This window comes from Nocardioides sp. Z43_10 (genome assembly GCF_059766615.1).
On sequence record NZ_JCBAJY010000002.1, the window covers coordinates 1 to 13,318 of the forward strand.

Annotated in this window: 14 protein-coding genes; 5 read left to right on the top strand and 9 right to left on the bottom strand. The window is 72.6% G+C overall.

All coding sequences use genetic code 11. The features are described from left to right. Positions 1 to 177: 177 nt before the first annotated feature. The 6 genes from purE to AC6EI4_RS03325 form a co-directional block, all read right to left on the bottom strand. On the bottom strand, positions 178 to 801 hold the full coding sequence (gene purE, locus AC6EI4_RS03300) for a 5-(carboxyamino)imidazole ribonucleotide mutase (RefSeq protein WP_498423527.1): 624 nt from the start codon (positions 799 to 801) through the stop codon (positions 178 to 180). Next, positions 725 to 1,855 (bottom strand): 5-(carboxyamino)imidazole ribonucleotide synthase, encoded by a 1,131-nt coding sequence (locus AC6EI4_RS03305; RefSeq protein ID WP_498423529.1) that lies wholly within the window; start codon positions 1,853 to 1,855, stop codon positions 725 to 727. The genes purE and AC6EI4_RS03305 overlap by 77 nt, the downstream gene beginning before the upstream one ends. A 96-nt stretch (positions 1,856 to 1,951) precedes the next feature. Continuing rightward, positions 1,952 to 2,311, bottom strand: coding sequence for a winged helix-turn-helix domain-containing protein (locus AC6EI4_RS03310; RefSeq protein ID WP_498423392.1), 360 nt, complete (start codon positions 2,309 to 2,311; stop codon positions 1,952 to 1,954). Positions 2,312 to 2,401: 90 nt separating this feature from the next. Further along, positions 2,402 to 3,385, bottom strand: coding sequence for an adenylate/guanylate cyclase domain-containing protein (locus AC6EI4_RS03315; RefSeq protein ID WP_498423394.1), 984 nt, complete (start codon positions 3,383 to 3,385; stop codon positions 2,402 to 2,404). Continuing rightward, on the bottom strand, positions 3,375 to 3,884 hold the full coding sequence (locus tag AC6EI4_RS03320; protein WP_498423396.1) for a PH domain-containing protein: 510 nt from the start codon (positions 3,882 to 3,884) through the stop codon (positions 3,375 to 3,377). Before AC6EI4_RS03320 ends, AC6EI4_RS03315 begins: the two co-directional genes overlap by 11 nt. Positions 3,885 to 3,896: 12 nt before the next feature. Further along, positions 3,897 to 4,643 carry a biotin--[acetyl-CoA-carboxylase] ligase gene (locus AC6EI4_RS03325; RefSeq protein ID WP_498450575.1) on the bottom strand — a complete coding sequence of 249 codons (747 nt, stop codon included), beginning with the start codon at positions 4,641 to 4,643 and terminating at the stop codon, positions 3,897 to 3,899. 98 nt (positions 4,644 to 4,741) lie between these two features. Between AC6EI4_RS03325 and AC6EI4_RS03330 the strand changes: the two genes are divergently transcribed. The 3 genes from AC6EI4_RS03330 (at position 4,742) to AC6EI4_RS03340 (ending at position 7,273) form a co-directional block, all read left to right on the top strand. After that, a complete protein-coding gene (locus tag AC6EI4_RS03330) occupies positions 4,742 to 6,349 on the top strand; it encodes an acyl-CoA carboxylase subunit beta (protein ID WP_498423400.1) in 1,608 nt (535 codons plus the stop codon). After that, positions 6,346 to 6,588 carry an acyl-CoA carboxylase subunit epsilon gene (locus AC6EI4_RS03335; protein WP_498450576.1) on the top strand — a complete coding sequence of 81 codons (243 nt, stop codon included), beginning with the start codon at positions 6,346 to 6,348 and terminating at the stop codon, positions 6,586 to 6,588. The genes AC6EI4_RS03330 and AC6EI4_RS03335 overlap by 4 nt, the downstream gene beginning before the upstream one ends. An 85-nt stretch (positions 6,589 to 6,673) precedes the next feature. Continuing rightward, positions 6,674 to 7,273 (top strand): Maf family protein, encoded by a 600-nt coding sequence (locus AC6EI4_RS03340; protein ID WP_498423403.1) that lies wholly within the window; start codon positions 6,674 to 6,676, stop codon positions 7,271 to 7,273. Here the strand turns inward: AC6EI4_RS03340 and AC6EI4_RS03345 are convergent. Continuing rightward, positions 7,203 to 7,775 carry a GtrA family protein gene (locus AC6EI4_RS03345; protein ID WP_498423404.1) on the bottom strand — a complete coding sequence of 191 codons (573 nt, stop codon included), beginning with the start codon at positions 7,773 to 7,775 and terminating at the stop codon, positions 7,203 to 7,205. The genes AC6EI4_RS03340 and AC6EI4_RS03345 overlap by 71 nt on opposite strands. Before the next feature lie 66 nt (positions 7,776 to 7,841). After that, on the bottom strand, positions 7,842 to 9,023 hold the full coding sequence (locus AC6EI4_RS03350) for an acyl-CoA dehydrogenase family protein (RefSeq protein WP_498423406.1): 1,182 nt from the start codon (positions 9,021 to 9,023) through the stop codon (positions 7,842 to 7,844). Between the two features lie 139 nt (positions 9,024 to 9,162). On the opposite strand from AC6EI4_RS03350, the gene AC6EI4_RS03355 reads away from it, so the two are divergent. Beyond that, a complete protein-coding gene (locus tag AC6EI4_RS03355; RefSeq protein WP_498450577.1) occupies positions 9,163 to 9,549 on the top strand; it encodes a MerR family transcriptional regulator in 387 nt (128 codons plus the stop codon). A gap of 13 nt (positions 9,550 to 9,562) precedes the next feature. Here the strand turns inward: AC6EI4_RS03355 and AC6EI4_RS03360 are convergent, their stop codons facing one another. After that, positions 9,563 to 10,792: a glucose-1-phosphate adenylyltransferase family protein gene (locus AC6EI4_RS03360; RefSeq protein ID WP_498450578.1), complete on the bottom strand. Its 1,230-nt coding sequence runs from the start codon at positions 10,790 to 10,792 to the stop codon at positions 9,563 to 9,565. A gap of 152 nt (positions 10,793 to 10,944) precedes the next feature. Here AC6EI4_RS03360 and AC6EI4_RS03365 point away from each other — a divergent pair, with 152 nt between their 5' ends. After that, positions 10,945 to 13,212 carry a hypothetical protein gene (locus tag AC6EI4_RS03365; protein WP_498450579.1) on the top strand — a complete coding sequence of 756 codons (2,268 nt, stop codon included), beginning with the start codon at positions 10,945 to 10,947 and terminating at the stop codon, positions 13,210 to 13,212. Positions 13,213 to 13,318: the final 106 nt, after the last annotated feature.

Consider the following 13,318-nt stretch of genomic DNA (forward strand, 5'->3'; position numbering starts at 1 on the left):
CCTCGTAAGGCACGTACCGCTTCGCCATCCACAACACCACCATCAGTCAGCGTTGCTACGACCGATGGAGTCCGCGGTGATATTTCGCTGTGGCAGTGGGGGCATAACCCCGCGTTACAAGCGAGCGGGGGCGCAGGGCAGCGGCGCGGGACGGGCGCAGGGCGGGGCGGGGGCGGGTCAGAAGCCGAGGGGGCGGGAGGGGCGGGCCTCGCGGCGGACGGTCTCGCCCTTGGCCTGCGCGGACGACCGCAGCGACTCCTGGAACTCGACCATCCGCTGCTGCAGGGCCGGGTCGCCGGCCGCCAGGATGCGTACGGCGAGCAGCCCGGCGTTGCGGGCGTTGCCGATGGCGACCGTCGCGACGGGCACGCCGGCCGGCATCTGCACGATCGAGAGCAGCGAGTCCATCCCGTCCAGGTGCTTGAGCGGCACCGGCACCCCGATCACCGGGAGCGGGGTGAGCGCCGCCAGCATCCCCGGCAGGTGGGCCGCTCCCCCGGCGCCGGCGATGATCACCGACAACCCGCGGCCGGCGGCCTGCCGGCCGTAGTCCAGCATCTCCTCGGGCATCCGGTGCGCCGAGACCACGTCGGCCTCGTAGGCCACGTCGAACTCGGCCAGCGCGTCGGCGGCCGCCTTCATCACCGGCCAGTCGGAGTCGGAGCCCATCACGATGCCGACCCGCGGGCCGGTCCCCGGCCCGGTGGAGGGTGAAGTCACCTGGTCACTCACTTTCGTTGCCGAGTTCGCCGGCGAACCACGCGGCGGCGTGCCGCGCGCGCTCGAGGCAGTCGTCGAGATCGTCACCGTAGGCGTTCACGTGCCCGACCTTGCGGCCGGGGCGCAGGTCCTTGCCGTAGAGGTGGACCCGCAGCCGCGGGTCGCGCGCCATCGCGTGCGGGAACCCGTCGTAGAGCCGGCCGGCCTCGTGCGCGCCCCCGAGGATGTTCACCATCACCGTCCACCGCTCCCGCGGCGCCGGCGAGCCGAGCGGCAGGTCCATCACCGCGCGCAGGTGGTTCTCGAACTGCGAGGTGACCGCGCCGTCCTGGGTCCAGTGGCCGGTGTTGTGCGGGCGCATCGCCAGCTCGTTGACCAGGATCCGCCCGTCGACGGTCTCGAAGAGCTCGACCGCCAGGATGCCGGTCACGCCCAGCTCACCGGCCACCTGCAGCGCGATCCGCTGCGCCTGCCCGGCCAGCTCGGGGTCGAGGTCGGGCGCGGGCGCGACCACCTCCTTGCAGATGCCGTCGACCTGCGTCGAGGCGACCACCGGGTACGCCGCGGCCTGGCCGCTCGGGGACCGCGCCACCAGCGCGGAGAGCTCGCGGCGGAAGTCGACGAGCTCCTCGGCGAGGATCCGCACGCCGGCGGCCTCGGCCGCGGCGAACGGCTCGGCGCACTCCTGCGGCGCGGAGACCACCCACACGCCCTTGCCGTCGTACCCGCCGCGCGTCGTCTTCAGCACGCACGGGAAGCCGAACGCCTCCACCTCGGCGGCGCTGCTCACCACCGCGTGGCGGGGGCTGGGCACCCCCAGCTCGTCGAGGCGCGCGCGCATCACCGCCTTGTCCTGGGCGTGCACGAGGGCCTCGGGGCCGGGGCGCACGGCGTGGCCGGCGTCCTCGAGCGCGTGCAGGTGCTCGGTGGGGACGTGCTCGTGGTCGAAGGTGACCACCGCGCAGCCCTCGGTCACCGCCAGCAGGGTGTCGAGATCGCGGTAGTCGCCGACCTGCTGATCGGGGATGACCTGGGCCGCGGAGACCCCGGGGGCCTCGGCGAGCAGGCGCAGTGGCAGCCCGAGGGCGATCGCCGGCTGGGCCATCATCCGGGCCAGCTGGCCGCCGCCGATCACGGCGAGCGTCGGCGCACTCGCCTGGCCGGATCGGCTCGGCGCCCGCGCGGGGCTGGGGGCGGTGGAGGCAGCGGAGCGGGCGGACACGCGCTCAGACTAGCCGCGGGCGGCGGCGTCCTCGTGCTGGGCCGAGCCCGCGTGGACGGTGTCGGCGGGGTCGGAGGACTCGAAGCGCAGGCCCTTTCCCCGGTGCGTGCTGATCAACGCGGGATAGCGAGGGTCGTCGCCGAGCTTGCGCCGGACCCAGCCGAGGTGCACGTCGATGGTCTTCGACGAGGTGTAGAAGGAGGTCTGCCACACCTCGCGCATCAGCTCGTCGCGGGTGACGATCTGACCGGCCCGGGTGATCAGCGCGAGGACGAGCGCGAACTCCTTGCGGGAGAACACGATCTCCCGGTCGCCACGCCAGGCACGGCGGGCGACGGGGTCGACGTGGACGTCCTGAACGGTGATCACCCGGTCACGCTAGGCAACGAGTCGCCGCGTCCCCGGCGATGTGGCACTTCTGTGGCGGTGCTGTTCCTTAACCTTTTCCGGACCGCGCGCTCAGTGGCGTCGTACGGCGACCGGCTCGACCAGCCCGAAGCCGCGCACCGGCCGGGCCGGCAGCCGCCGAGTGTCGAAGGTGTCCGCCGGCAGCAGGGCGGCCGTCGCCGCGTCCACGATCACCCGGTTGCGCCGGGCGACCCCGGTCAGCCGGGCGGCCATGTTCACCGGCGGGCCGAACACGTCGCCGAGCCGCATCACCACCGAGCCGGTGGCGAGCCCCACCCGGACGTCGGGCATCCGCGGGTCACGCCCGATCACCGTGATGATCCCCTCGGCGATGTCGATCGCCTGGAGCGGCTCGTTGGCCACGAAGAGGACCGAGTCGCCGATGCTCTTGATGACCCGCCCGCGGTGGGTGGCCACGACGTCGTGGCAGCGCGACTCGAAGATCTCCACCATGTCGCCGATCCGGCTCTCGCCGATGTCGTTGGACAGCGCGGTGAAGGCCACGATGTCGGCGAAGCCCACGGTGATCTGCACGGTGTGCAGGTCGTCCTCCTCCGAGCCCAGCGCCTCGATCCGCGCCACCGCCGCGGCCAGGTGGCGACGCCAGGCGTAGACCATCAGCTGCTCGAACGGCGCGTTGAACTCCTGCACCAGCCGCAGCGCGGAGCCCAGCCGACTGCCGGTCGCCTCGTGGGAGGCCTCGAGCTCGTCCACCCGGGCCAGCAGCGTGCCGACCTCCCAGTCGGCGAGGCGGGCCATCGTCTGGCCCACCGCCCGGGTCAGGTTGAGGGCCGTCGGCAGGTCGAGCAGGCCCTCGGAGATCGCGGCGTTCAGGGTGGTCAGGGCCTCGAGGTCGCTCTCGGTGAAGATGACCTCGCTCTCGTTCTCGGGGAAGCCCAGCGAGCGCCACAGCCGCTTGGCCACCTCCAGGGGCACGCCTGCCTGCTGCGAGACCTGGCTCGAGTCGTAGGCGGGAGCGTCGTGCAGGATCGCGCGCTCGAGCTCCTCACGGGTGGTCGGCTGCTCAGCTGCCATCGTCGCCCTCGCGCACGCTGAGCCGATGCAGCTCGTCGGCGACCTGCAGCTGCACCTTCTCCACGTGCGGAATGTCGCGCAGCTCCACCCGGCCCTGCTCGCTGGCGTCGGAGACGACGAGCGTGCCGCAGCCGAGGAGCCGGTCGATCACGCCGATCTCGAAGTCCACGCCGCTGATCCGGTTGAGCGGGATCGTGCGTCCCGCCCGGGCGATCACCCCGGCGCGCTTGATGAAGCGGCGGTTCGTGAACGTGTAGCTGGTGGTCGCCCACAGCAGCAGCGGGCGCAGGAACCAGCCCACCACGACCACCGCGGCCAACACCCAGGCGCACCAGTGCAGGATCCGGGCGGCGTCACCGCTGCCGAGGGTGGAGACGAACGCGGCGACGGCCACGGCGAGCACCGCGACCAGCGTCGGCAGCAGCATCACCTTGGGGTGGGTGCGCGTAGACACCACGACCCGTTCGCCCTCGTTGAGGAGCTTCGCAGGAAAGGACACGGGGCGATCCTCTCATTGCCCCACCGGACGCACGTGAACCACGTCACCTGCGCTGACCGCCACCTCCCCGGTGCCGGTCGCCACCACCAGCCGTCCCTCGGCGTCCACGTCGCTCGCCTCACCCAGGAGGTCGGCACCCGAGGGGAGGTGCACCCGGACCGGCTGCCCGAGGGTGGCGCACGTGGCGGCGTACGCCTCACGCAGGCTCGCCGGGTCCGCCTGCCAGGTGGCGTACTGCGCGAACAGCGCCCGCAGGCAGGCCAGCAGCACCGCGGTCCGGTCCGGCTCCCGACCCAGGGCGATCGCCAGCGAGGTGGCGGTCTCGACGGGCAGCTCCTCGGGGCGGGTGGAGACGTTGAGGCCGATCCCGACCACCGCGGCCGCCCCGGCCGGCGACTCCACCCGCTCGGCCAGGATCCCGGCGATCTTCAGACCCCCGAGCAGCAGGTCGTTGGGCCACTTCACCTCCGCGGGCACTCCCTGTTCGCGCAGGCCGCGCGCCACGGCGTACCCGGTCAGCAGCGGCAGCCAGGGCCACGCCGAGACCGCCACCGTGGGCCGCAGCAGCACCGAGAAGGTGAGCGCCGCGCGGGGCGGTGTCTGCCAGCTGCGGTCCAGGCGTCCCCGGCCGGCGGTCTGGTGCTCGGCCACGACGACCAGCCCGGCGGGCTCCCCCGCCCGGGCCCGCGCGGCGACCAGCGCGTTCGTCGAGGGCGCCGCCTCGACGATCTCCACCCGCACCCCGGGGATGCCCGCCACCCCATCGACAAGACGAGTGTGGTCAAGTGGTGGGCGCGTCGCGTGGTCGTCGGTCACGGGCGATAGATTGCCGCACAGACCACGAGGAGGCCATACGCGTGAGCGCACATGTTGGCGAGGGGACCGAAGTCCCCACCGATATCAACATCCACACCACCGCGGGCAAGTTGCAGGACCTCGAGCGCCGGCTCGACGAGGCGGTCCATGCCGGCTCGGCCAAGGCGATCGAGAAGCAGCACGCCAAGGGACGCAAGACCGCCCGTGAGCGGATCGAGCTGCTCTTCGACGAGGGCTCCTTCGTCGAGCTCGACGAGCTCGCCCGGCACCGTTCGACGGCGTTCGGCCTGCAGGACAAGCGTCCCTACGGCGACGGCGTCATCACCGGCTACGGCACCATCGACGGCCGCCAGGTATGCGTGTTCTCCCAGGACTTCACCGTGTTCGGTGGGTCCCTGGGCGAGGTGTACGGCGAGAAGATCACCAAGGTGATGGACCTCGCGATCAAGACCGGCTGCCCGATCATCGGCATCAACGAGGGCGCCGGTGCCCGCATCCAGGAGGGTGTGGTCTCGCTCGGGCTCTACGGCGAGATCTTCCGGCGCAACGTGCACGCCTCGGGGGTGATCCCGCAGATCTCGATGATCATGGGCTCCTGCGCCGGCGGCCACGTCTACTCCCCGGCCGTCACCGACTTCACGATCATGGTCGACGGCACCTCCAACATGTTCATCACCGGCCCCGACGTGATCAAGACGGTCACCGGCGAGGACGTCACGATGGAGGAGCTGGGCGGCGCCCGGACCCACAACACCCGCTCGGGCAACGCGCACTACATGGCCTCCGACGAGGACGACGCCATCGAGTACGTCAAGGCGCTGCTGTCCTACCTGCCGCAGAACAACCACGACGAGCCGCCGGTCTTCCACGACCCGGCCGACCTCGACTTCTCCGAGCTCGACCTGGCCCTCGACACGCTGATCCCGGACAGCCCGAACCAGCCCTACGACATGCACACGGTCATCGAGACCGTGCTCGACGACGAGGAGTTCCTCGAGGTCCAGCCGCTGTTCGCGCCGAACATCCTGATCGGCTACGGCCGGGTCGAGGGCCGCCCGGTCGGGATCGTGGCCAACCAGCCGATGCAGTTCGCGGGCACCCTGGACATCGACGCCTCGGAGAAGGCCGCCCGCTTCGTGCGGACCTGCGACGCCTTCAACATCCCGGTGCTCACGTTCGTCGACGTGCCGGGGTTCCTGCCCGGCACCGACCAGGAGTACAACGGGATCATCCGCCGCGGCGCGAAGCTGATCTACGCCTACGCCGAGGCCACCGTCCCGCTGGTCACGATCATCACCCGCAAGGCCTACGGCGGCGCGTACGACGTGATGGGCTCCAAGCACCTCGGCGCCGACATCAACCTCGCGTGGCCGACCGCGCAGATCGCGGTGATGGGCGCGCAGGGCGCGGTCAACATCCTCTACCGCAACGAGCTCAAGGAGGCCGCCGACCCCGAGACGAGGCGCGCCGAGCTGATCTCGGAGTACGAGGACCACCTCGCCAACCCCTACATCGCCGCCGAGCGGGGGTACGTCGACGCGGTCATCACCCCGCACGAGACCCGGATGGAGATCGTGCGTGCGCTGCGCCTGCTGCAGTCGAAGCGGGAGACGCTGCCGCCCAAGAAGCACGGGAACATCCCGCTGTGAGCGACGGAGCCGAGCGAGGGACGAGCGAACAGTCCAGCGAGCCGCTGCTGCGGATCGCCCAGTCGGACGTCACGCCCGAGGAGGTCGCCGCCCTGGTGACGGTCTTCGGTGCGCTGGCTGCCGCGCAGGACGACCCGAACCCGCCGCCGAGCCCGGCCTGGAGCGCGCCGCACCGCAGGATCACGCCTGGGGTGCAGCACGGTCCCGGCGGCTGGCGAGCCAGCAGCCTGCCCAGCTGACCGGCCTCCCACAGGCCCAGCTCCACCGCCCGTCCGGGGTGGGGCTGGGCCTGTTCGGCGTTCGGGCGCCGTCTAGTCTCCTGCGGTGACCAGCTTCGTCCTCGCCTCCGCCTCCCCCGCCCGTCTCGCCACCCTGCGCTCGGCGGGCATCGACCCCGTCGTGATCGTCTCCGGCGTCGACGAGTCACAGCTCGACGGGCTCGCGCCGGCCGAGCTGGCCCACGGCCTGGCCCAGCTCAAGTGCCGGGCCGTGGTGGCCGGATCGCAGCTGCCGCCCGCGGCGCTCGTGCTGGGCTGCGACTCCGTGCTCGAGCTGGCGGGAGAGGCCCTGGGCAAGCCGGCCGACGCGGCGCAGGCCACCCGGCGCTGGCGCGAGATGCGGGGCCGCAGCGGCGTCCTGCACACCGGGCACCACCTCCATGACGTCGCCTCCGGCCGATCGCTCACCGCGACCGCCTCCACCACGGTGCACTTCGCCGAGGTGAGCGACGCCGAGATCGACGCCTACGTCGCGACCGGCGAGCCGTTGCACGTCGCCGGCGCCTTCACCGTGGACGGACTCGGCGGGGCGTTCGTGCGAGGCATCGAGGGCGACCACCACAACGTGGTGGGCGTCAGCCTCCCGCTCGTCCGTGAGCTGGCTGGCCGGCTCGGGCACGCGTGGCCCGATCTGTGGACCCGCTGAGCTCGACGGGGCCCTCCAGCCCGTCGATCTCCTCCGGCGCGTGGTGCAGGTGCAGCAGGTGCACCGGCCGGCGGAAGACGAAGCGCCGGAACAGGTAGAACCGGGCCCCCAGCCCCATCGACAGGCCGATCACGTTGGCCGAGATGTTGTCCGAGACCGGGTCGGCCAGCCCCAGCACTCCGCGACTGAAGGACAGGCACGCGATCGGCAGGGTCATCGTGACCACGTTGATGACGATGAACGCGGTGACGCCGCCGTCGGCGTGCACCGGCTCGCGCTCCTTGAACGCCCACTTCCGGCTGCCGCGGTAGCTGACGGCCATGCCCACCGTGTTGGCGATCACGTAGGCGAGGATCACCTGGTCGGCCAGCAGCGGCTCCGAGTCCGGGCGGTACCCGTGGACCAGGACGTTGAAGATGATCAGGGCCACCATGGTCGCGACGCCACCCACGGCGAGAAAGCGGCTGCCCTCGGTGAGGAGGCGCTGCCAGCGGGTACCCATGGCGGCAAGGCTAGACCCCCGCGGTCGGTACTCCCCCCTCGGGAGCACGCAGGGCCCGAAACCAGGCTACTCCACGGGCAGGCCGAGTCCGCGGGCGATCAGCATCCGCTGCACCTCCGAGGTGCCCTCGCCGATCTCGAGCACCTTCGCGTCGCGGTAGAAGCGGGCGACCGGGTACTCCTCCATGAAGCCGTAGCCGCCGAAGACCTGGGTGGCGATCCGGGTGGCCGTCACCGCCGACTCGGTGGCGTACAGCTTGGCCACCGAGGCGGCCTGCTTGAACTCGCGCACCGAGGCGCCGGCGTCCTTCATCGCCGCCGCACGGTAGGTGAGCAGGCGCGCGGCGTGCAGCATCACCTCGAGGTCGGCGATCTGGAAGGCCACGCCCTGCTTGCGCCCGATCGGGCCGCCGAAGGTCTGGCGCTCGCCGGCGTACTCCAGGCTCATCTCCAGGCAGGCCTGGATGCACCCGACGGCGAGGGCGGCGATGGCGACCCGGCCGTCGTCGAGGGTGGCCAGGAACTGCGCGTAGCCGCGCCCGCGCTCGCCGAGCAGGTTGGCCTCGGGGACCCGGACGTCCTCGAACGAGAGCGGGTGGGTGTCCGAGGCGTGCCAGCCCAGCTTGTCGTAGGCCTTCTCCGCGGTGAAGCCAGGCGTCCCGCTCGGCACCAGGATCGTGCTGATCTCGGCGGTGCCGTTCTCGCGGGTGCCGGTGCGCGCGGTGACGGTGACCAGCGAGGTGATCTGCGAGCCCGAGTTGGTGATGAACTGCTTGGACCCGTTGACGACCCACTGGCCCTCGGAGAGCTCGGCGCGGGTGCGCGTCGCGCCGGCGTCGGAGCCGGCGCCGGGCTCGGTCAGGCCGAACCCGGCGAGCCGCTCGCCGGCGACCAGGGCGGGCAGCCACTCCTGCTTCTGGGCCTCGGTGCCGTAGCTGAGGATCGGGTTGATGCCCAGCCCCACCGCGGCCTCGAGCGTGATCCCCATCGACTGGTCGACGCGGCCGATCTCCTCGATCGCCAGGCACAGCGAGGTGAAGCCGCCCTCCTCGCCGGCGAGCCCGGCGCCGCCGTACTCCTCGGGGGCGGTGAGGCCGAAGAGCCCGAGCTTGCCCATCTTGGCCACGACGTCGACGGGGAAGTGGTGCTCGCGGTCCCAGCGCGCGGCGTGCGGCTTGATCTCGGCCTCCGCGAACTCGCGGACGCTGCGTCGGAACTCCTCGTGCTCACGCGACAGCTCGAACGACATGCATCTCTCCTCGCGGTGACGGGCGGGGCGGACGGCACCCGCGGTTACGCTGACGTCAACGTAAGGCGCTTCCGTAGCGTCACCGCAAGCCCTCTCCCGACCCGAGCGAGCCGACCCGAGCGACCGATCCTGGAGCAGCATGGAACCGACCTGGTCGATCACCGAGCTGGCGCAGGAGTACGGCGTCACCCTGCGCACGATCCGCCACTACGAGGCGTTGGGGCTGCTGCATCCGCAGCGACGCGGCACCACCCGGGTGTTCCACCGGCGCGACCGGATCCGGCTCGAGCTGGTCCTGCGCGGGCGCCGGCTGGGCTTCGGGCTCGACGAGATCGCCCGCATCGTCGACATGTACGACGACCGCCCCGGCGAGGCGGGCCAACTGGAGTACCTGCTCGCGCAGATCGAGGTGCGCCGCGCCGACCTGGCCCGGATGAGCGCCGACCTCGCCCAGACCGAGCGAGACCTGGACGAGGTCGAGGCGCACTGCCGCGAGGCGCTGGGCGCCCTGCGCGAGGGCGGCTGAGGCGGGCGCGTGCTCAGGCAGTCGTGCCCGGTTCGAGACGGGCGCCCGGTTCGAGCCGGATCCCCTCCCCCACCGTCGAGGAGCGGCCCACCAGGATCACCAGGTCAGGGTCGGTGGTGGCGTCGACATCCGGGTCCCCGAGCACGGCGCCCGCGCCGATCACGCAGCCGGAGTCGACGACCGCCCCGTCCACGGTGGCGCCCGCTTGGATGACGCTGTCCCCGAACACGACGCTGTCGCGCACGACCGCGCCCTCCTCGACCACGGCGCCGGGACCGAGCACGCTGCGCAGCACGGTGCCCGACACCCGGCTGCCCGGGCTGAGCATGCTGTCGGCGACCTGGCCGCCGTCCAGCACGCGCGCGGGGGCGCGCGGCGGCTGGCGGGTGAGGATCGGCCACTCGGGCTGGGAGAGCACCCCGACGTCGTCGACGAGGACGTCGCGGTGCGCGCGCAGGTACTTGTGCGGCTGGCCCAGGTCGCACCAGTAGCCGCCGAGCGGGTGCACGTGCGCGCTGCCGCGCTCGACGAAGCGCGGGACCAGATGGTCCCCGAAGTCGCCCAGCCCGCTGTCGCCCTCCTCGCTGCCGGAGCTCAGCTCGCGGTGCAGCTGCTCCACGACCTCGATCAGCGCGTCCGGCTGGTAGGCGATCACCTCGGTGGCGACGGTGCCGCTGCTGGGGTCCTCCGGCTTGTAGGCGAACCCGGTCACCCGGCCGGACCCGTCGTGCTCGACGACGCCGTGGTCGCCGGCCTCCTCGATCGGCACGTCGGTCACCACCAGCGTGCACTCCGCGCCGGCCTCGCGGTGGGTGGCGACGAGGTCGCTGAAGTCGAGGCGGTAGACGTGGTCGGCGCTCAGCACGACCACCACGTCCGGGGCGAAGTCCCGGATCTGGTCACGGATGCGGAACAGCTCGTCGGCGTTGCCCTGGGCGAACCCGTCCTCCTCGTCGGTGCCGGTGCCCTCCTCGGGCATCAGCAACCGCAGACCGCCGCGGTTGCGGTCCAGGTCCCACGGGCGGCCGTTGGCGACCGGCTCCTCGAGCGTGGCCCCCTGGTACTGCAGCGAGAGCCAGACGTCGGAGATCCCGCTGTGGGCCAGGTTCGAGAGCGGGAAGTCGATCAGCTGGAAGACCCCGGCGAACGGCAGCGCCGGCTTCGCGCGCTCCCGGGTCAGGACGTCCATCCGACCGCCGGCGCCGCCGGCCTGGATGATGGCGAGGATGCGATCGCGAGGCATGCGATCGATCGTAGGCAGTGGGTGGTCGCTGGCGGGAGGTGGTGGTTTCCCCGGCCCCCGCCGGTACGGCGGGCCCGGGCCTCGACTCGGCGCGGAACTCGCCTGGCGGTTCCCCGGATCCGGGCGGATCTGCGTGGCACAATCCGCTGGCAATGACGACCGACACCTCGACTGGTGCCGCCTTCCGTGCCGGGGCAGCTCAGCTCGCCGCGCAGCTGCTCCCGCCCGCCGTCCTCGGCGGGGTGATGCTGCACGTGGCCACCCGGTTCGGCGTCTTCCCCGAGGAGCTCGGCCGGGCCCTGCTCGCCGTCGTGCTCGCGCAGGTGCTGCCGGGTGCGCTGATCTGGCGGCTCGTCCGGCCCGTGCACGGCTGGCTGCTGGAGGACCTGGTCCTCGGCCTCGCGATGGGCGCGGTGCTGTCCGTGCCCGCGCAGCTGCTCGCCGCCGCCACCGAGCTGCGGGCGCTGGCCTGGGGGGTGCCCGCCCTGGTCGCGGTCGGCATCCTCGCCGCACCGCGGTCCCGACGCCGGGTGCTGTCCCGGCGCTGGGACCCGCTGCCGTGGGGCTGGGCCGCGCTGGTCTGCACCGCCTGTCTGATCCCGCTGCTGCGGGTGCTCGAGATCTTCCGCCAGCCGGTGCGCTGGGACGGTTGGGCCACCTCGTACGTCGACGTGCACTTCCACATCTCCCTGGTCGGCGAGCTGCTCAACCGGTTCCCGCCGAACTACCCGCAGGTGGCGGGCGAGCCGCTCACCTATCACTGGTTCAGCTACGCCTGGGCGGCCCAGATCGCCGACCTCTCCGGCGCCGAGATCGACACGCTCCTGCTCCGCTTCGACCCAGTGCTGCTGCTCGTCGCGGTGCCCCTGGTCTCGGCGTTCGCGGGAGCGCGCGTGACCGGCTCGGTCTGGATCGGCGCCGGCGGCGCGGTCGCGGCGTTCCTGGTCCACGAGCTGCAGCCGTGGACCCTCGCCACACCCATCTCCACCCCGCTGCACGGGCCGCTCTCCCCCACCCAGCAGTTCGGCATGCTGGTGCTGATGCCCGCGGTGGCGCTGATCGGGCTGCGCTGGCGCGGCGAGGCGCCCCGCGGGACCGTCGTGCTGCTGGTCGCCGTGCTGGCGGCGGCGGGCGGCTCCAAGGGCAGCACCCTGCCGGTGGTCGTGGCGGGCCTGCTGCTGGCCTCGGTGATCGTCGTCCTGCTCCGAGCGGCCCCCGAGTTGCGCCGGATGGTCTGGACCGACACCGCCCTCGCCGGGCTCGTGCTGGTGGTCCTGCAGCGCACGATGTTCGGCGGCGGCGGCGGTGGCGTCGAGCTGCTGTCCCCCGAGGTGTACCTGTCCAGCCGCGTCGGGGTGACGACGGGAGGCGAGGTGGTCCTGGCGAGCCCGGCGGGGGTCGCGATGGCGGTGCTCGCGCTCTTCGCCCTGCTCTCGCCGTTCCTCGCGGTCGTGGTGCTCCTGATCAGCAGAGACGGCAGACGCGACCCGGCGGCGTGGCTGCTGACCGGGGCCGGGATCTCCGGCGTCTGCGCGCTGCTGCTGCTGGGCCACCCGGGCTCGAGCCAGTACTACTTCTACTTCTCCGCACTGGGCCCGGTGGGCATCGCGGTCGCCTGGGGGATCGCCACCGCGCTGCGGAGCGCGCCGGCACCGCGGGCCCGCCTCGTCCTCGGCGGCGTCGTCGGGATCGCCGCGATGCTGATCGCCCAGTGGCTCTTCGCGGTGGACGCCGACGAGCCGACCGACGTGGCGTCCGCGTACGTCGCCACCGGCGCCCTGCTGGGCCTGGCGCTGGCCGGGGCCCTCGCGATCGCGCTGGCGGAGCGGCGCCGGGCCACCTCGCCCCAGCCCCTGCTGCGCGCGGTGGCCCTGATCACCGTGATCGCCCTCGCCGGGGCCGGGCTGGTGCCCGACGCCCGGGCGCTGGCGAAGTGGAAGCCGCCCGCCAGCCCGGAGACCGCCGAGCAGATCCCCGGCCAGGTCCACTCCTCGCAGCTCGAGGCGCTGCGCTGGCTGCGCGACCACTCCGACCCCGACGACGTGGTGATCACCAACCGGCACTGCCGCGCCCAGGTCACCGAGGCCTGCGACTACCGCCGCTTCGCGGTCGCGGCCTACACCGAGCGCCGGGTCCTGCTGGAGGGCTGGGCCTACACCGACCGGGCCATCCGGGCCTGGGACCCCGACAGCGGCACACACTTCGCGGCCGCGCCGTTCTGGGACCCCGAGCTGCTGGAGCTCAACGACGGCTTCATCCGCGAGCCCACGGCCGAGGCGGCCGCGGACCTCTACGAGCTCGGGGTCCGCTGGGTGGTGGTCTTCGACCGGCCCCGTCACGCCCCGACCCTGGCGCCGTACGGCGTGCCCCGTCGTAGCGCGGTCGGCCTCACCATCTACTCGCTGTCCGCGCCGCAGTGAGCACGCCCGCCGGCACCGGCCGGGCGTGAGACCCGATCGAGGGGGCGCCGGCAGTGACGGTACGCTGCCGAGCGCAGAAGAACAGCACAGATCCTCCGAAGTTCAG

Excerpts from the sequence above, each read along its gene's own strand:
- AC6EI4_RS03315 (WP_498423394.1), bottom strand. The coding sequence starts at position 3,385 with ATGGCAGCTGAGCAGCCGACCACCCGTGAGGAGCTCGAGCGCGCGATC.
- AC6EI4_RS03365 (WP_498450579.1), top strand. The coding sequence starts at position 10,945 with ATGACGACCGACACCTCGACTGGTGCCGCCTTCCGTGCCGGGGCAGCT.
- AC6EI4_RS03360 (WP_498450578.1), bottom strand. The coding sequence starts at position 10,792 with ATGCCTCGCGATCGCATCCTCGCCATCATCCAGGCCGGCGGCGCCGGC.
- AC6EI4_RS03355 (WP_498450577.1), top strand. The coding sequence starts at position 9,163 with ATGGAACCGACCTGGTCGATCACCGAGCTGGCGCAGGAGTACGGCGTC.
- AC6EI4_RS03350 (WP_498423406.1), bottom strand. The coding sequence starts at position 9,023 with ATGTCGTTCGAGCTGTCGCGTGAGCACGAGGAGTTCCGACGCAGCGTC.
- AC6EI4_RS03345 (WP_498423404.1), bottom strand. The coding sequence starts at position 7,775 with ATGGGTACCCGCTGGCAGCGCCTCCTCACCGAGGGCAGCCGCTTTCTC.